The following is a 19,111-nucleotide window of genomic DNA, read 5'->3' on the forward strand; positions in this document are numbered from 1 at the left end:
TCACCGTCGCCCGGCCGGCTTGTCGATCAGCCCCGTCACGATGGCGGCGAGGTCCGCTATGTATTCCTTCATGACCGAGAAGTGCTCACCCTTCGCCCGGTGCACCTCCAGCCCGGCGGTCCGTTCGCGCCACCGCTGGAGGTAGTCGCTGTAGCTCTGGCCGGAGCTGACGACCTCGTGCTCGCCCTGCGCCAGTTCGTCGCTGACGATGAGATCCAGGTGACCGGCGTACGGGCGGTCCCGGTAGGACAGCACCATCTCCATCACCTCCTCCCACATCCGCGCGGCGGGCAGCCACATCGTTCCCGCGCCGCGCTCGGGCAGCGTGATCCCGTCGTTGCCGACGATGTCGTCCACGATGTGTTCGAGCAGCGCCAGCGTCTCCTGCCGGAGCACCGAGGTGTCCTCGTCCGGCGGCGCCGCGTCGAGCCGCTCCAGGTTCGTCACACACTGCTTGATCAGCGCGTACTCCGACCAGAGGTGCTCCTTCTGCCAGGCGTCCTGCCCCGGGTCGAGCAGGATGAAGGTGACCTCCTCGCCTTCGGCCATCAACCGGCTGGCCATCTCGCTGCTCACCCCGCTGCCGCCACACCAGCTGAAGATCCGGTACGGCCCCTGCGGGACCGCCTCCCGCAACTCCGCGAGATAGCGGGTCGCCATCTCCTCGGTGGACGGCACCGAGCCGGTCGACGGGTCGGGGCCCGGCCATTCGAAGGCGACCACCGGCAGATTCGGATCCAGGTGCTCGGCCAGCCTCCGGTACCAGTGCGCGCTGCCGCCGCCGGGGTGCACACACACAAGTGGCGGCTGGTCGCCGGTCCGGCGCAGCCAGAGCAGCGCTGTGGCCGGCTGCCGCTCGCCGTCGATCGACGCGGCGAGCGCCGCGAGCGTGCGGTGCTCGACGAAGGTCCGCGCGGTCGTCTCGATGCCGTGCCGGTCCCGCAGCATCGCGATCGCCCGCAAGGTCAGCAGCGAGTGCCCGCCGAGGTCGAAGAAGTCGTCGTCGCGGCCGACCCGGGGCAGGCGGAAGACCGCGGTCCAGACCTCGGCGACCGCCACTTCCGTGGGCGTACGGGGCGCGCTGTATTCCCGTACCGACGTTGCCGCCGCCGGCCGGGGCAGCGCGGCCCGGTCGAGCTTCCCGTTGTTGTTCAACGGGAGCCGGTCCAGGCGCACCCAGGCCGTCGGGACCAGGAAGCCGGGCACCCTGCTTCGCATCACGTCACCGAGCCGGGCCGGGTCGGCCGGGCCGTCCTCGTCGAGCACGACGTACCCGACGAGCTGCTTGACCCCGTCCACGCCCTGGTACGCCGCCGCCGCGGCGGCCCGCACCGTGGGCAGCTCGGCGATCGCGGCCTCCACCTCGCCCAGCTCGACGCGGTGCCCGCGGATCTTCACCTGGTGGTCGCGCCGCCCGATGAAGTGGATGGTGCCGTCCGGGTCCTGGCGGACCAGGTCCCCGGTGCGGTAGAGCCGGTTTCCCGGCGCGCTTCCGGACGGGTCCGGTACGAAGCGTTCGGCGGTCAGGTCCGGACGGCTCTGGTAGCCACGCGCGACGCCCGAACCACCCAGCAGCAGCTCACCCGGCACGCCGAACGGGACCGGGTCGAGGTTCTCGTCGACGATGTGCACGTAGGTGTGATGGATCGGCTTCCCGACCGGGATGACGTCGGTGAGCGCCGGCAGGGGAATCCGTGGGTGGACGGTGGCGAACGTGGTGGTCTCGGTCGGGCCGTACCCGTTGCTGACCAGCACGCCGTGTTCCATCGCCTTACGCACCTGCTGCGGCGGCAGCACCTCGCCACCGACCACCACTTCCCGTACCCCGGCCAACGCCTGCGGCCGAACGTCCATCATGGTGTTGAACAGGCCGGTGGGCAGGCACAGCACGGTCACCCCGTGCCGGCGCAGGAGTTCGTCGAGCTCGTCCGCGGTCGGCGTTTCCGGGGCGACGACCAGCCGGGCCCCGTTGCACAGCGCACCCCAGACCTCGAACGTCGAGGCATCGAAGGCGAGCGTGCAGATCTGGAGCATGACCTGCTCGGCGTCCAGGTGCGCGTACTCCTGGCCGTGCACCAGCCGTACGACGCCGCGGTGCGGGACCAGCACACCCTTCGGGCGGCCGGTGGACCCCGAGGTGTACGTGATGTAGGCGAGGTTCTCCGGTGACAGCGTCACCTGTGGTGCGGTGGTCGGCCAACTGCCGTTCGACCACCATTCGGAGTCCAGACTCAGCGTGGTCAACCCGGCACGCGCCGTGAAACGGTGCGCGTGGGTCGGCCCGCTCACCAGGATCCGGGCACCGGAGTCGTCGAGGAGGTACTCGATGCGGCTGTCCGGATACTTGGGATCGAGCGGCAGGTAGCAGCCGCCGGCCTTGAGGATGCCGAGCAACGCGACCACCGTGTCGATCCCACGGTCCATGCAGACCGCGACGGGAGTCTCCACGCCGACGCCGTGCTCACGAAGCGCCCACGCCAGTTGGTTGGCCCGGGCGTCGAGCTCGCGGTAGGTCAGGCGCGACTCGCCGCACTCGAGTGCGACGGCGTCCGGCCGGGTGTGCATCTGGGTCATGAACAGGTCGGTGACGCACGCCTCGGGCAGGGCGGGCCAGTCCTGCTGCGGCTCGGTGAACCGGTGCGCCGGGGTCGAGCTGAGGTCCACCGGGTTCGCGCCGTCGTCGGCGATCATCGCGGTGAGCAGTTCGAGGAAGGTCTCTCCCAGCGCGGTCAGCCGCTCCTGGGTGGCCCAACCGGCCCGGCACTCCAGTCGTAGCTCGCCCGGGAAGGTCAACGTGACCAGGGTGAACTCGTTGGGGCTGTCGTCGACGACCGTGCCGAACACGTCCTGCTGGGCGTCGAGCACGTGGAAGTCGAGGTAGGAGAAGATGCTGCTGATCAGCGGCGTACCGGAGCCCCAGGCACGCTGCATGGCGGGGATCGGATAGCGCCGGTGCGGCCAGACGGCAAGCTCCTCGGCGAACACGGCGCGCACGAGGTCGCGCCACCGGGGCGTACGCAGGTCCACCGCGAACGGCACCGTGTTGAGGTACATGCCCATTACCTCGTCGCCGCGCAGCAGTTCGGGCCGGCCGTTGACGACCAGACCACTGAAGAACCGCCGCTGGCCGGTGATGACGCCGATCATCGCGAGGTGTGCGGTGTGCAGCACGGCCTTGAGCGAGGTCTGCGTCCGCGCGGCCAGCTCACGCAGCCCCGGTTCGAGATGCCGCCAGGACATCCGCAGCTCCGGCACCGCGCCGTGGCCGGCCGGGGCGGTGTCCGCCGGCAACGCGATCCGGTCGTAGTCGCCGACGCGGCTCCGCCAGAACTGCTCGTCCGGCCCGGCCGACAGCGAGCGCCGTTCCAACCTGACGAAGTCCGCGTAGCGCCCGGGAGGCGGAGGCTTCAACGCATCGGTGTCCGCGTCCCGGATCGCCCGGTAGGTGTCCCGCAGCTCGGCGATGAGGGAGTGGTGGCTCCAGCCGTCCAGGATGGCGTGGCACTCCGTGTGGGTCAGCACCCACGTCCGCTCCCCGGTGCGGTGCACATGCCAGCGCAGTTGCGGGGCGTGATCGATGGGCAGCATCGCCAGCTTCATCGACTCCCGGTACCGCTCCAGGATGTCCTGCTGCTCGGCTTCCGGGAGCCCGCGCAGATCGTCGAAGCCCACCTCGACCCGCGCCTCGGCGTGGACGAGTTGCATCGGCTCGGTGTAGCCGGACGGGTGGAACGTGGTGCGCAGGATCTCGTGCCGGTCGACCAGCCATTGTGCGGCCTGGTTCAACGCGGCCAGCGAGAACGGACCGTCGTCGGCGATGTCGAAGCTGGTGACGTTCTGGTACGCCGGGTGCGAGCCGTTGACAAGCATTTCGTAAACCATGCCGGCCTGCACCTGGCCCATCGGGTAGGCGTCCACCAGGCCGTCCGGGAGCCGGTCGCGGTCGGCCGGGTCGAGTTGTTCGAACGGGCGAACCGGCGGCTCGTCCGCACCGGCCGCCGGCCGGTCGGCGAGCGTCGCCAGCTGCGCCGCGGTCTGGTGGGTGAAGATGTCCTGCACCGACAGGTGCAGCCCGCCGCGGCGCAAGGTCCCGATCGCGCGGATGGCCCGGATCGAGTCACCGCCGACGTCGAAGAACCGGTCGAGCACACCGATCCGTTCGACGCCCAGCGCCGCCGCGAGTGCCTCGGCGACGACGCCTTCGGCCTCGGTGCGGGGGGCGACGTACGCGCCGGCCGCCCAGGCGCGGCCAGGTGTCGGGGCCGGCAACGCGCGCCGGTCGGTCTTTCCGCTGGTGGTCAGGGGCAGCGCGGCGAGCAGCTGCCAGTGGCTCGGGATCATCGCCTCGGGCAGTCGACCGCGCAGGAACGACGCCACGTCGCTCACCTCGACGCCGGCCTCCGTGTCGCGGGCGACGAGGTAGCCGACGAGCTGGCCGTCGTGCACCGCGACGGCGACCGCGGACACCGCCGGGTGCTCGGCCGCCACCGCCTCGATCTCGCCGAGTTCGACCCGGTGCCCGCGGATCTTCACCTGGTCGTCGAGCCGGCCGAGGTAGTCGATCCGGCCGTCCGGCAGATACCTCGCGAGGTCACCGGTGCGGTACAGCCGCCCTCCTGCGCCGGCCTCCTCGAACGGGTCGGGAACGAACCGCTGCGCCGTTAGCCCCGGCCGGCTGAGGTAGCCACGGGCCAGTTGCACACCGCCCAACAGCAGCTCACCCGGCACTCCGATCGGGACCGGCCGCAGGTTCTCGTCGACGATGTAGGTACGCGTGTTGGCGATCGGCCGTCCGATGGTGACCGGCGTCCCGGGCTCGCAGCGCACCGCGGTGACGTCGACGGCCGCCTCGGTCGGTCCGTAGAGGTTGTGCAGCTCGCAGCCGATCCGTTCGTGAACGGCGGCGACCAGGTCGGCGGGGAGCGCCTCGCCGCTACAGATCATCCGACGCACCGACGGCAACGGCCCGAACGACTCGGCCAGGAACACCCGCAGCATCGACGGTACGAAATGCAGGGTGGTGACCTGCTCGGTGGCGATCAGCTCGGCCAGGTAGTGCGGGTCGCGGTGGCCGTCGGGCCGGGCGATCACCAGCGTGGCCCCGGTGATCAGCGGCCAGAAGAACTCCCACACCGAGACGTCGAAGCTGTACGGGGTCTTCTGCAGCACCCGGTCGGAGGCGTCCAGCCGGTACGCGTCCTGCATCCAGTGCAGCCGGTTGACGATCGCGCGGTGGGTGACGACGACGCCCTTGGGCCGGCCGGTCGAACCGGACGTGTAGATCACGTACGCCGGGTGGTCCGGCCCCGCCGGAACCGTGCCCGTCGGTGCCGGCCCGGTGTCGGGGACGACCGGTTCGGTGTCGGTGAGCACGATCGTGACACCGGCGTCGGCACACATGTAGTCCCGGCGTTCGGCCGGGTGGTCCGGGTCCAACGGCAGGTAGGCGCCGCCGGCCTTCTGGATCGCCAGCAGGGCCACCACCAGCTCGATGCTCCGGCGGCGGCACACGCCGACGATCGACTCCGGCCCGACGCCCGCGTCGAGAAGGTACCGCGCCAGTCGGTCGGCGCGCCGGTCCAGCTCGGCGTAGGAGACGTCCTCACCCTCGAAGCGGAGGGCAACGGCGTCCGGGGTGCGGGCCACCTGCCGCGCGAACAGCTCCGGCAGGGTGCCGGTCGGGTACGCCACCTCGGTCTCGTTCCACGTCCGCACCAGCTGCCGCTCCGCCGGTGGGGGCTCGACCAGCCGGCTGATCGGTGCGTCCGGGGTGGCCGCGATGGCGCCGATGAGGGTGGTGAAGTGGGTCGCGAACCGCTCGACGGTGTCCCGGTCGAACAGCGCGGTGGCGTAGTTCAGGAAGCCGGTGAGGGTGCCGTCGGGCTGGTCGACGACCACCAGGGTCAGGTCGAACTTGGCGTCGCTCTCGCCGACCGGCAGCTCCTCGGCGCGCAGTTCACCGACGCGGCGGGCCGTGGAGTCCCCGCTGGCCCACAGGAACATGGTCGAGAACAGCGGGGTCCGGGACGCGTCGCGCACCGGGGCCAGTTCGTCCACCAGCCGTTCGAACGGAAGTTCCTGGTGGGCGTAGGCGCCGAGCGCCATCTCCTTGACCCGCCGGAGCACCTCGCGGAAGGACGGGTCGCCGGACAGGTCGGTGCGCAGCACCAGCGTGTTGAGGAACAGCCCGATCAGGTCCTGCACCTCGGCCCGGTCGCGACAGGCCACCGGGGTGCCGATCGTGATGTCGTTGCTCCGACCGAACCGACCGAGCACGATCGCGTACACGGCCATCAGCACCATGAACGGCGTCGCGCCGGCCTGGCGGGCGAGCTCGTGCAGGGCTCGGGCGTCCGGCGCGGACACCGCGAACGGGACCAGGTCGCAGGCGCTGTCCCGGACCTGTGGGCGCGGCCGGTCGAGCGGCAGTTCCACCGGGGTGGCGCCGGCCAACGCCTGCCGCCAGTAGTCGAGCTGGCGGTCCAGCGCGGCACCGGACATCGCACCGCGCTGCCACGCGGCGAAGTCCGCGTACTGCACCGGCAGTGGTGCCAACGGGGACGGTCCGCCGGCCAGCGCGGCGGTGTACAACCGGTCGAGCTCACGCCACAGCACCTGCTCGGACCAGCCGTCGAAGGCGATGTGGTGCAGGGTCACGACCAGCGCATGCTCCTCGTCGCCCAGCCGCGCGAGGGTTCCGGTCAGCACCGGCCCGGTCGCCAGGTCGACGGGTGCCCGGTCGTGGGTCATCCAGCCGGCGATCCGCTCGTCCTGCGCGGCGGGGTCGAGGCCACGCAGGTCCACCTCGTGCAGCGTGGCCGGCTGCGGCGGGTCGATCACCTGGCCCGGCTCACCGTCGACCACCACATAGCGGGTGCGCAGCACCTCGTGCCTCGCCACGATCCCGTCCAGCGCCGCCCGCAGCGCGGCGGACTCCAGCGACCCGAACAGTCGGAGGCCGGCGCTGGCCAGATACTCCGTGCCGCCCGGCCGGACCTGGTCGAGAATCCACAGCCGGCGCTGCGCGAACGACAACGCGGGCGGCGTCTCGCGTGATACCCGGGTGATCCCCTCGTCCGGCGCGGCGGTCTTGGCACCTACGAGCCTGCGCCGAAGCAACTCCGCGCGCAGACCGGCTCGATCGATTGTCTCAGTCACAGGGCACCATCCTGGGAAAGCAGTTCGCTCATCTGGGCGTCGGTCAGCTCGTCGAGTTCGGCCGTGATCAGGTCGGTCACCACCACCGCCAGCTCCGCCACGGTGGTCGCCTCGAACAGGCAGCGCAGCGGAACCTCCACGGCGAGGGCCGCCCGCAGTCGGGCCAGGACCCGGGTGGCCAGTAGCGAGTGCCCACCGAGTCCGAAGAAGTCGTCGTCGACGCCGATCCGGTCGACGCCGAGAATGTCGGACCAGATCCCGGCGATGGTCTCCTCCGCCGGGTCCCGCGGTGCCACATATCCGCGGGCACCGTCGAGCTGGGACGGTTTCGGATCCGGCAGCGCGGCCCGGTCGACCTTCTTGCTCGGCGACAGCGGCAGGGCCGCAACGGTGACCCAGGCCGACGGGATCATGTACGAGGGCAGTGACTCCCGTAGGTACGCCCGCAACTCGTCGAGGTCGGGGCCGGTGTCGTGGGACCACTCCAGGTAGGCGACGAGTCGCTTGTCGCCGGGCCCGATGTCCTTCGCGACGACGGCGGCGGCGGGCACCGCGGGGTGCTTGGCCAACACGGCTTCGATCTCGGCGAGTTCGATCCGGAAACCGCGGATCTTCACCTGGGTGTCGAGGCGGCCGAGGAAGTCGACGTTGCCGTCCGGCCGGAGCCGGACCAGGTCTCCGGTGCGGTAGAGGCGCGCTCCCGGTTCGGTGGCGAACGGGTCGGGCACGAACCGCTCCGCGGTCAGCTCGGGCCGGTCGTGATAGCCGCGCGCCAGGCGCACGCCGCCGAGGTACAGCTCGCCGGGAACCCCGACGGGAAGCGGACGCTGCTCCGCGTCGAGCACGTACACCTGGGTTCCGGCGGCCGCCCGGCCGATGTGCAGGGTGGCCGTGCTGCGCTCGTCGGCGAGGTCACCGGAGACCGGGTTGAGCATGCAGGTGACGGTGGCCTCGGTCGGCCCGTAGGTGCAGAGGAAGCGGCCGGGCAGGCCGGTCGCCGCCCAGCGTTGGGCGTCGGCGACGGTCACCACGTCCGAGCTGACGTTGACGAGCTTCAGCGCGGTGAGCTGGTCCACGCCGGCATCCATCATCTCCCGGTAGTACGCCGGGGTGATCTCCATGATCGTGACGCCGTACTGCGCCAGCTTGGCCGGCAGTTCGCTCGGCGCCCAGAAGACCGGGTCGCTCACCACGATCGTGGCGCCGGTGGCCAGGGTGGCGCCGATCTGGTCCATGGAGACGTCGAAGGTGAGCGCCGAGAGCAGCACGACGCGCTCGCCGGGGCGGATGCCGTAGTAGTCGGCGATCACCCGGCAGTGGTGCGCGTACGCCCGGTGCGAGATCATCACGCCCTTGGGGCGGCCGGTCGACCCGGACGTGTAGATGATGTACGCGAGGTTGTCCGGAACGGCGGCCGGTGCCGGGTCGGCCGACGGCCGGCCGCTCGCCCGGTCCCCGTCGTCGACGACCAGCACCGGACGGTCGTGCCCGGCGAACCGGTCGGCGAACTTGCCGGTGGTCACCACCAGGTACGCTCCGGCGTCGTCGAGCATGTAGCGCAGCCGCTCCGGCGGATGTTCCGGGTCGAACGGCGCGTACACCCCGCCGGCCTTGAGCACCGCCAGCAGCACCACCACCGGTGCGATGCCGCGCTGAAGGCACGAGCCGACGACGACCTCCGGGCCGACACCCATCGAACGGAGCTGGTGCGCCAGCTCGTTGACCCGTGCGTTCAGCTCGGCGTAGCCGAGCCGCTCGGTACCGAACACCACTGCGGTCGCGTCCGGGGTCCGGGCCGCCCACTGCTCGAACAGCTCCGGAACCGAGAGGTGCCGTTCGCCGGGCGGGTCGAGCAGGTCCAGCTTGTCCGTGTCGGGGTCCGGCCACCGGTGCACGATCGTGTGGCGTTCCTCGGCCGACAGCAGATCCAGCTCGCCGATCCGGGCCTGCGGATCGGCGACCACGCCGCCCAGCAGGCGTAGGTACTGGCCGGCGAGACGTTCGACCGTCGAGCGGTCGAACAGCGCCGTGGCGTACTCGAACCAGCACTCCAGCCGCCCGTCCGGCTGCTCCATCACCGACAGGGTGAGGTCGAACTTGGCCACCGACAGGCCGCTGTCCAGGCCGGCCGCGGCGCACCCGGCGAGGGTGGACGGCGAGTTACCGGCACCGGTGTGCTGTACCTCGAACATGATCTGGAACAGCGGATTGCGGGACAGGTCGCGGTCCGGTTGCAGGGCGTCGACGAGGTGTTCGAACGGCACCTCCTGGTTGGCGAACGCCTCCAGGGCGGTCCCGCGGACCCGGTCGACCAGGTCGAGGAAGGTCGGGTTTCCGCCCAGGTCGGCCCGGACCACGAGGTTGTTGACGAAGAAACCGATCAGGTCCTCGCTCTCCGGCCGCGTCCGACCGGCGACCGGGGTGCCGATCGCGATGTCGGTGCGGCCGGTGTGGCGGCTCAGCAGCACGTCGAACGCGGCCAGCAGCACCATGAACAACGTGGCACCGGTCTGGTTGCCCAGCTCGCGTACCGCCGCTCCGGTGTCCTGCGGTATGTCGACGATGAACAGTTCGCCGCGCAGGTCTCGCCCGGGCTGGCGGGGCCGGTCGGGGGTCAGCTCGACCGGCACGAGCCCGGCGAGCCGGGTTCGCCAGTACTCGATCTGGTTGCCGATGGTGCCGTCGGCCTGGCGGTCGCGTTGCCAGGCGGCGAAGTCGGCGTACTGCACCGGAAGCGGCTGTGTCGACCACGGGGTACCGGCGAGTCCTGCCGCGTACGCCTCGTTCAGCTCGCGTAGGAAGATGCCCAGCGACCAGTTGTCGAAGGCGATGTGGTGCAGGGTGATCGCGACCAGGTGTTCGTCGGCCGCCGTGTGTACGACAGTGACCCGCAGCGGACGCTCGTGGGTGAGGTCGAACGGCCGGGCGCTCGCCGCTTCGACGATCGTCCTGGCGCGCTGCGCGGCATCCGGGGTGCCGGTCAGGTCCACCACGTCGAAGGGCACCGGGCCTGGGGGATCCACGACTTGCAGCGGGACACCGCTGTCCCCGACGTAGCGGGTGCGCAGCACCTCGTGCCGGGCGCTGACCTCCTCCACCGCGCGGTGCAGCGTCGCGGTGTCGAGCGTTCCGGTGAGGTGGTACACCATCGGGATCAGGTATTCCGCGCTGCCCGGTTCGAGCTGGTCCAGGAACCACAGTCGCTGCTGGCCGAACGAGGTCGGCAGGGCGCCGTCGCGGGGTACGGGCACGATCTGCGGCTCGCTGTCGGGTGTCGTACCCGCGTCGATCGCCGCGGCGACCCGCTCCACGGTCCGTCCTTCGAACAGGGTGGCCACCGTCAGCTCCAGCCCGAACCGGCGGCGCAACCGGTGCGCGAGCCGGATCGCCAGCAGCGAATGCCCACCCAGCGCGAAGAAGTCGTCCGCCACGCCGACCCGCTCGGCCCCGGTCAGCTCGCCCATGAGCGTGGCGACGGCCCGCTCGGTCTCCGTTCGGGGGGCAACGTGACCGGGCGCTACGTCATCGGGTACGACGTGATCCGGGTCGTCGCCGGGCGGCCGGCTGCCGGGGGTCGGCAGCGCCGACCGGTCGACCTTTCCGTTGGGCAGCGACGGCAGCTCGGCCAGCGCGATGATGCTGGCGGGAACCATCGCGGCGGGCAGCCGGGTGCCGAGGAATCCGGACAACTCGTCGGGCTCCACCGTCGTCCCGGCGACCGGCACCACGTAGCCCGCGAGCTCCAGATCACCGGTGACGGACCGATAGGAGGTGACCACGGCCGCCGCGACCGACGGATGCGCCCGGAGGGCGGCCTCCACCTCGCCGGGTTCGACGCGTACCCCTCGAACCTTGACCTGCGCGTCCAGGCGACCGACGAACTCCAGGATTCCGTCGGCACGCCACCTGGCGAGGTCTCCGGTGCGGTACCACCGCTGACCGGGCCGGGTGGCCAGGGGGTTCGGGGTGAACCGCTCGGCGGTGAGGTCGCCGCGCCCGGCGTAACCGCGGGCGAGGCCGACACCGCCGATGCACAGTTCACCGGGTACGCCGATGGGTGCGAGCCGGTCGGCGGAGTCCACCACGTACAGGTCGACGCCGGGCAGCGCGGCACCGATCGGGACCGTACCGTCGGTCTCGCCACGCTCGTAGCGCCACGCGGTCACGTCGATCGAGGACTCGGTCGGGCCGTAGGTGTTGTACAGATCCACCTCCCGCACGCCGAGCAGTCGTTCGCACAGTTCGGTCGGCAGCGGCTCGCCGGCGGAGCACACCAGCCGCAGTGCGTCGCAGGCGGCCAGCTCCGGCTCCTCGACCACGGTGCGCAGCACGGACGGGACGAGTTGCACCACGGTGATCCGGTACGCCGCGAGGGCACCGACCATCACGGCGGTGTCGCGGTGCGCGTCCTGCGGCGCCATCACCACGCAACCGCCGGACACCAGCGGCGCCAGGAACTCCCACATCGAGGCGTCGAACCCGATGGTCGTCTTCTGCAGTACGCGGTCGGTACCGCTGAGCCCGAACTGGTCCACCGCCCACAGCACCCGGTTCCGGATCCCGCCGTGGCTGATCACGACGCCCTTGGGGCGACCGGTGGATCCGGACGTGTACATGACGTAGGCGGCGTTTGCGGCGTCGAGCGCCAGCGGTGGCGGTGGCGTGGCCTGGGTGATGGCGTCCCACTGCTCGTCGAGCACCACCACCGGGGTGCGCTGCGGAATCCGCTGTCGCAGCGCCGTGTCGGTGAGCACCAGTTCGACGCCCGCGTTGTCGATCATGAATTCGAGCCGCTCGTCGGGCAGGTCGGGTGCGAGCGGGACGTAGACCGCACCGGCGGTGAGCGAACCGAGCAGTGCGACCACGAGATCGGCACCGCGGTGCAGGGCGACGCCGACGGCTGTTTCCGCACCGACTCCCCGGGTGTGCAGGAAGCTGGCCAGGCTGTCCGCCCTGGACCTCAACTCGGCGTAGGTCAGCTCGACGTCACCACAGACCACGGCCACCGCGTCCGGCGTGGCCTCGGCCTGCGCCCGGAACAGGTCCGGCAGCAGCGCGTCGGTCGCCTCGCGCGGCGCGGGGTTCCAGCCGAGCACCTGCTGCTGTTCCACGGCCGTCACCGTCGGCACGTCGCGCAGCGGTGTGTCCGGCGCCGCCGCCAGGTTCTCCAGGAGCGACAGGTAGTTGTCGGCCATCCGCTGGATGCGGGCCCGGTCGAAGAGCGCGGCCGGATAGGTGATCCGGGCGACCCAGGATCCGTCCGGCTCCTCGGTCATCTGTAGCGACATGTCGAAGGTGGCACTGCGTACGGGGGTCGGCACCCAGTCGACCTCGATGCCGGGCAGACGCAGCGGCTCCCCCTGGCCGTTCAGGACCGCGAACCCGACCTGGAAGAGCGGGTTGCGGGACAGGCCGCGGTCCGGCGCCAGTTCGGCGGCCAGGCGTTGCAGGGGCACGTCCTTGTGCTCGAAGGCGTCCAGGGCCGTTTCGCGGACCCGGCCGAGCAGTTCGACGAAGGTGGGATCCCCGGACAGATCGGTCCGCAGCACCACCGTCTGCGCGAGCGAGCCGATCACCGGCTCCAGCTCGACCCGGTTCCGCCCGCTTGTCGACACGCCGACACCGAAGTCGAGCTGGTCCGCGTAACGGCTGATCAAGAGCTGGTAGGCGGCCAGGAACACCATGAACGGGGTCGCCCGGGCGGCGCGTCCCACGGCGGTGACTCGGGCCACCAACGGTGCCGGCACGGTGAACGCCACCACCTCGCCGGCCGGCTCCCATACGGCGGGGCGCTGCCGGTCGGTGGGCAGTTCCAGTGGCGGCAGTCCGGCCAGTCGCTCGCGCCAGTAGTCCAAATGCCGGACGAACGCCGCGTCGTTCGCGTCCCAACGGCTCCGCTGCCAGTCGGCGAAGTCGGCGTACTGGAGCTCAAGCGGCTCAAGCGGCGACTTCTCGCTGGCGGCGTGGGCCGCGTAGAGCACGCCCAGTTCCCTGGCCAGGACGCCCAGCGACGGGCCGTCGAAGGCGATGTGATGCACCACGATCATCAGGATCGTGTCCGTGGGGGAAAGCTCGACGAGGGTCAGCCGCCAGGGCGCGGATTCGCGCAGGTCGATCGGCGTCGTCACCGCTGCGTCGCCGATTTCCCATACCCGTCGGTCCTGTTCGGCCGCTGGGTACCCGCTCAGGTCCACCACCGTGATGTCGACCGGCGCCGGCTCGTCGATGATCTGCACCGGTTGTCCGTCGACGGTGGCGTAGCGGGTACGCAAGATTTCGTGCCGGCCGGCGATCTCAGTGAAGGCCGCGGTCAGCGCTTCCCGGTCCAGTGGCCCGCGTAGCCGGAATCCCCAGTGCAACAGGTACTCCTGGGTGCCGGACCGGACCTGGTCGAGGAACCACAGCTGCTCCTGCTCGAACGACAGGCGGAGCTGGTTGCCGGTTTCGAGGATGTCAGTCATGCGCACACCTGCTGCTTCGTCGGTAGGAAGTCATCCAATGTGGTGCCCAGGCTGCGGGCCGACGCCGCACGCCGGACCAGGTCGGCCACCGCCAGATCCAGGCAGCCGAGACCGAACGGGGAGAACACCGTCACGGTGTCGTCGCTCCTGACGTACCGCTCACCGGCCACCAGGACCTCGCCCAGCGAGGCGGCGATGAAGTCGCGGTGTCCGGCTTCCTGCTGCGCCAGATCCAACGACGTCGCGGCCCGGCACACGTGGTCCGCGTCATCGACGATGTTCACGCTGGAACGGATCGAGTCGGTGGTGAGGTCACGCAACGACAGGTGCAGCACCAGCGTTCCCGGGCGGCAGTGCTCGGTACCCAGGTGCGGGGCGCTCGCCGTCGTCGCCAGGCACACCAGTTTGTGGCGGGCCATGGCGTCGGCCGCGTTCTCGGCCACGTCGATCTTCAACGTCGGCCAGACCGACCGCGCCTCGGCGGCGAAGGACTGCGCCCGTTCGGCGCTGAGGTCGTACAAGGTCACCGTGTCCAGCGCCGGCAGCACGGTTCGCAGATACCTCAGCACTTCGAAATTGATCGGACCGCAGCCGACAAGCGTCACCGCCGATTCCGGGCTGGAGGAGGAGAGCGTGGACGCCGCCAGGGCGGCGCTCGCCGCCGTACGTCCAGCGGAGATCGCCGACGCTTCGAGGATCGCCTCCGGTACGCCGGTGTGTACCGAATTCAGGATCATCACGGCCGATGCCCGGTGCATCCCCCGGCTGAGATTGCCAGGGAAGGAGGACACCCACTTCATCCCGCAGGTCGGCGTCTCACCGCCCAGATAGGCCGGCAGCGCGATGATCCGCTCGCGCTCACCGTCCGGAAAGCGGAGGAAAACGGACTGCGGCACTCGCGTACGGCCCAACGCGTGGGACCGGTACGCCGCCTCCACCGCGGACACCACGTCGCGCTCGCCCCCGTCGAGGACGGCACGGACCTCACCTGCCCCGAGGATCAACATGGCGCCACCTGCATGTCGGGCTTGTTCCACAGGTGCGACACGTCACCGAAGTACGTCATGACCCAGTCGTCGTCGTAGATGGTGTCCAGGTAGCGCTCACCGCGGTCGGGAAAGACCATCGCGCAGGTGGCCCCGGGCCGGATCTGATCGCGCATCTGCTCCAGGCCCGCCACGACGGCGCCCGAGGAGCCACCGACGAGAATCGCCTCGCGGGCGGCCAGCCGACGGCAGGCCACGATCGCGTCGAGGTCGTCGACCCGGACCACGATGTCGGCCAGGTCGCTGCGGTACAGCTTCGGACGCACCGATGCGCCGTGGCCGGGAATCATCCGCCAACCGACCGCCGGGCCGAATATCGCACTGCCCAGCGCGTCCACCGCCACGATGGTCACCGGCAGCTGGTGCGTCCGGATGTATTCGGCGCACCCCCGCAGGGTGCCGCAGGAACTCGTGGCGCAGAACAGGTAGTCGATTTCCGGCAGGGCCCGCACGATCTCTCGTACGGTCGTGTGGTGTGCCTGTGGGTTGAGGGGGTTCGAGTACTGGTCCGGGCAGTACGCGTGATCGATCGTCGCGACGAGTTCACGCACCCGACGGATACGCACGGGCAGGTACTCTCCGGTGGCCGGATCGACGTCGGTGACCACCTCGACCTGCGCGCCGAGTGCGCGCATGATGGCGATGTTGTCTTTGTTGGTGCGTGGATCGACCACACAGATGAAGCGGATTCCATAGTATCCGCACACCTGCGCGAGGCCGATTCCGAGATTGCCGGAACTGGACTCGATCACCACTGATCGTCCTGGCACGAGCCGCCCGTCGCGTATGCGTTCTCGCAGCATCTCCAGCGCCGAGCGGTCCTTGATACTGCCGCCTGGATTGTGCGACTCCAACTTTGCGAACGTCCTGAACGGACTCTCGGGGTCGAGCTTCACCAGCTCGACGATCGGTGTCGCTCCGATGGTCGCCAGCACTCCTGACCCGGTGGGGGTTTGTTCGGTCATAGAGCCGCTCCTCGAATTGCATCCGCCGCGATGCGCCTACTACGAGATTCCTCCGCAGCACCGAGACAGCGCAGGGAAGAACATGCAGACTCACCGGTTGACGCCGGCAGCAGTTCTGCCGGAGGTTCTTCTGTTTCTGTCGTGCTGCTGCCGGTGCCGGCGGTGCCGTTTCCACCGGAAACGATCACCACCGCCCGACCGGCAGATCCGCGCCGTAGCGCGCCGGCCAGCGCTACCGCACCGCTTGGTTCCGCGCTGACACCGGCGCGGCGGAGAACACCCAGCGCGTGGGTGATCGCGTCGTCGGTCACGCCGATCAGGTCGTCGACCCGGTGCCGAATGATCGGCCAGGGAACCGCGCCGGGTCGTTGCCCGCGCAGGCCGTCGGCGATCGTCATGGACGGTGGCAGCTCGGTCGGCGCGTCCCGGGCAACCGAAACGGCGTACCGACGTGCGGACGTCGGCTCCACCCCGACGACCCGCACCCGCCGGGACAACGCCGACGCGGCCAGGCACACGCCGGCCAGCAGGCCACCACCGCCGGTCGGTACGAAGATCGTCGTCACGCCCGGCACCTGCTCCAACACTTCGAGCCCGACGGTGCCGGCACCGGCCACCACCAGTTCGTCGTCGGAGGACGGCACGAAGACCGCACCGGTCGCCGCAGCGATGTCCGCGGCCCGACGGTCCCGTTCGACCACGCCACCGGCCACCCGAACCACGCTGGCGCCGAGTGCCCGGATCGCCTGGGCCTTGCCGTCGCTGGCCCCGGCGGCCATCACGATCGTCACCCTGATGCCCAACGCGGCACCGAGCATGGCGACGGCGATGCCGTGGTTACCGGACGAACCAGCCACCACCTCGTCCGCGTACCGCGCGAGCATCGCGTTCGCCGCGCCCCGGATCTTGAACGAGCCGCCGCGCTGGCGGTGCTCGGCCTTGAGCAGCACCCGCGAGTCCAGCGCCAGCACCGGGGTGCGATCCACCAGGCCCGTGATCCGGCCGGCGGCCATCCGCACGTCCGCGAGGGTGGGCCCGACGCCTGTCGTCCTCATGGCCCGTCCACGGTGACCGCCCTGCGGTCGGTCTTGCCGCTGACCGTCGTGGGTAGGCGGTCGATCCGGGCGAACCGTCGGGGAATCATGTAGTGGGGCAGCGTCATCGCGAGATGCGCACGCAGCGCTGCGTCCGTCACCTCCGCCGACTCGGCCGCGACGTGCGCGATGAGGAAGACCCGGCCGCCGGCATCGGTACCCGCGGTGACCACCGCACCGGTGACGGCGGGATGGGCCAGCAGCGCGCCCTCGATCTCGGCCGGGTCGATCCGGTAGCCCCGGACCTTGATCTGCCGGTCGATGCGCCCGAGGTACACGAGGTCACCGTCGGGCAACCGACGCGCCAGGTCGCCGGTGCGATACATGCGCGCGCCGGGCGCGCCGTGCGGGTCCGGCGCGAACCGGTCCGCGGTCAACGCCGGCCGGCCGCTGTAGCCGCGCGCGACCCCACAGCCACCGATCCACACCTCGCCGACGCCCCCGTCGGGCACGGCGTGCAGCTCGTCGTCGAGCAGGTGCACGCTGACACCGTCGATCGGTGTCCCGATCAGGTCGACCGTCGTGTCCGGGACCGGCGGCACGTCGAAGCGGGTCGAGGTCATCGTGGTCTCGGTCGGGCCGTACTGGTTGATCATCCGTCCGGGCACGAAGTCCCGGCCGCCGGCGACGAGGAACGGCCGCAGCGACTCACCGCTGGACACGGTCAACCGCAGGTCCGGCAGATCGCTGCGCCGCAGCGACGTCAGGAAGGTCGGGGTGGCCGAGAGAATCGTGTTCACCCCCCACGTGCGGAGGGCCGCGACGAACTCACCGGCGCGCAGCAGGGTGGAGCGCGGCACCAGGACCACCTGCCCGCCGGCGACGAGCGGGGCGAACGTGTCCCGGATCGAGGCGTCGTACCCGAACGGCGCGAGTTGCAGCACCACGGTGTCCGGACCGAGTCGGTAGTCGTCGACGATGAACCGTAGATAGTTGGTGACGCCGCGGTGCTCCAGCAGGACCGCGTTCGGCGGCCCGGACGAGCCGGACGTATGACTGACGTAGGCGAGCGATCGGGGCGACACCGGTCGCAGGGTCGCCGGCACGTCAGGCGCGTCGACGAACACGGTGGGGCCGTCGATGGGAAGGTCGAGCTGCCCGGCCCGGGACGGCGTGGTGACCAGGAACCGGGCCTGGGCGGTGCGCACCATCGCGGCCAGCCGCTGATCGGGCAACTCGGTGTTGAGAGTAAGGAAGGCACCGCCGGCCCGGAGCACGGCCGCCATCGCGATGACGGCCTCCGGGCCTCGGTCGACCATGACCGCGCAGACCTGCTCCGGTCCGACGCCCCGGGCCACCAGCGCCCGGGCCAGCCGGTCGGTCCGGGCGGCGAAATCCTCGTAGCACAGGGCGGTGTCCGGGGTGACGATCGCCGGTGCGTCGGGCCGGGTCGTGGCGTGGGTCAGGATGTCGTCGAGAAAGGTGGTCACAGCCCCGCTCCGCCGCTCGGCCGGTCGGCGGCGCACCACTCCAGGACCGCCCGGGCGCTGTGGTACTTGTTCTCGGCCTGGGCGAAGGCGATGCTGTCGGGTCCGTCGAGTACCGCGGCGGTCACCTCCTCGCCCCGGTGCGCCGGCAGGTCGTGCATGAAGATCGCGCCCGGGCAGGCGGCCATCAGCTCCTCGTTGACCTGGAACGGGGCGAACTCGGTACGCCAGTCGGGCGTCGGCTTCGTCGAACCCGTCGTCTGCCAACGGGTGGTGTAGACGACGTCGACCGGTGGCAGGCCGGACACGTCGTGCCGCTGCTCGACGCGCGCGCCGCTACGCCGGGCGGACACCGCCGCCTGATCGAGATACCGCTGCTCCACGCCGTACCCGGGCGGGGTGCGCAGGTGCAGCTCGGCGCCGGGGTACCGGGACAGCGCGAGCGTCAGCGCCGAGGCGGTGTTGTTCCCCTCCCCCACGTACAACACCCGTACGCCCTCGGCCCGACCGAAGTGCCGGACGATCGTGGTGAGATCGGCGAGGGCCTGCGTCGGGTGTTCGACCGCGCTCATCGCGTTGATCACCGACATGCGCTTCTGGGCGGCGTACGCGCGCAGCTCGGCCTCCGGCCCGACGGTACGGGCGACCAGGACGTCGAGCATGCCGGACAGCACCGCGCCGGTGTCCTCCACCGACTCGCCGGTGGCCAGTTGCAGGTCGTTCGGGCCGTACGTGATCAGGCTGGCGCCGAGTCGCAGCGCGCCGGCGGAGAACGCGGTCCGGGTACGGGTGGACGTCTTACGGAACAGCACGCCGACGACCGCCCCGGTCAGGGGCCGGTCGGTTCCCGCGGAACCACGCGAGTACTCGGCGCCGCGCTGGACGATCCAGCGCAGTTGGTCGTCGGAGAGGTCGTCGATGGAGATCAGATGGCGTCGCTCGGTCATGCCGAGCCCCCTT

At 70.8% G+C, this 19,111-nt stretch carries 6 protein-coding genes and 1 pseudogene; all 7 read right to left on the reverse strand.

What is annotated here, in order from left to right:
* Window positions 1-7,158 carry an amino acid adenylation domain-containing protein gene (locus AB0J93_RS08225; protein ID WP_363919387.1) on the reverse strand — a complete coding sequence of 2,386 codons (7,158 nt, stop codon included), beginning with the start codon at window positions 7,156-7,158 and terminating at the stop codon, window positions 1-3.
* A complete protein-coding gene (locus AB0J93_RS08230) occupies window positions 7,155-13,619 on the reverse strand; it encodes an amino acid adenylation domain-containing protein (RefSeq protein WP_363919389.1) in 6,465 nt (2,154 codons plus the stop codon). The genes AB0J93_RS08225 and AB0J93_RS08230 overlap by 4 nt, the downstream gene beginning before the upstream one ends.
* Complete coding sequence (gene sbnB / locus AB0J93_RS08235; RefSeq protein WP_363919391.1) at window positions 13,616-14,626, reverse strand: 2,3-diaminopropionate biosynthesis protein SbnB; 1,011 nt, start codon at window positions 14,624-14,626, stop codon at window positions 13,616-13,618. Before sbnB ends, AB0J93_RS08230 begins: the two co-directional genes overlap by 4 nt.
* Window positions 14,620-15,630, reverse strand: coding sequence for a 2,3-diaminopropionate biosynthesis protein SbnA (gene sbnA, locus AB0J93_RS08240; protein ID WP_363919393.1), 1,011 nt, complete (start codon window positions 15,628-15,630; stop codon window positions 14,620-14,622). The genes sbnB and sbnA overlap by 7 nt, the downstream gene beginning before the upstream one ends.
* A 167-nt stretch (window positions 15,631-15,797) precedes the next feature.
* Window positions 15,798-16,685, reverse strand: a pseudogene (locus AB0J93_RS08245) (pyridoxal-phosphate dependent enzyme); the annotation flags it as partial.
* A complete protein-coding gene (locus AB0J93_RS08250; RefSeq protein WP_363919395.1) occupies window positions 16,682-18,154 on the reverse strand; it encodes an amino acid adenylation domain-containing protein in 1,473 nt (490 codons plus the stop codon). The gene AB0J93_RS08250 and the pseudogene AB0J93_RS08245, both read right to left, overlap by 4 nt.
* Entirely contained in the window at window positions 18,151-19,098 is a 948-nt protein-coding gene (locus tag AB0J93_RS08255; RefSeq protein ID WP_363919397.1) for an ornithine carbamoyltransferase, read from the reverse strand. Before AB0J93_RS08255 ends, AB0J93_RS08250 begins: the two co-directional genes overlap by 4 nt.
* Window positions 19,099-19,111: the final 13 nt, after the last annotated feature.

Origin of the sequence: Micromonospora sp. NPDC049374 (assembly GCF_040677165.1) — a bacterium.
In the GTDB taxonomy this organism is placed as follows: Bacteria; Actinomycetota; Actinomycetes; order Mycobacteriales; family Micromonosporaceae; genus Micromonospora.

What these genes read in the sequence shown, in the direction of transcription:
- AB0J93_RS08230 (WP_363919389.1), bottom strand. Translation starts at nt 13,619, where the DNA reads ATGACTGACATCCTCGAAACCGGCAACCAGCTCCGCCTGTCGTTCGAG.
- sbnB (WP_363919391.1), bottom strand. Translation starts at nt 14,626, where the DNA reads ATGTTGATCCTCGGGGCAGGTGAGGTCCGTGCCGTCCTCGACGGGGGC.
- sbnA (WP_363919393.1), bottom strand. Translation starts at nt 15,630, where the DNA reads ATGACCGAACAAACCCCCACCGGGTCAGGAGTGCTGGCGACCATCGGA.
- AB0J93_RS08255 (WP_363919397.1), bottom strand. Translation starts at nt 19,098, where the DNA reads ATGACCGAGCGACGCCATCTGATCTCCATCGACGACCTCTCCGACGAC.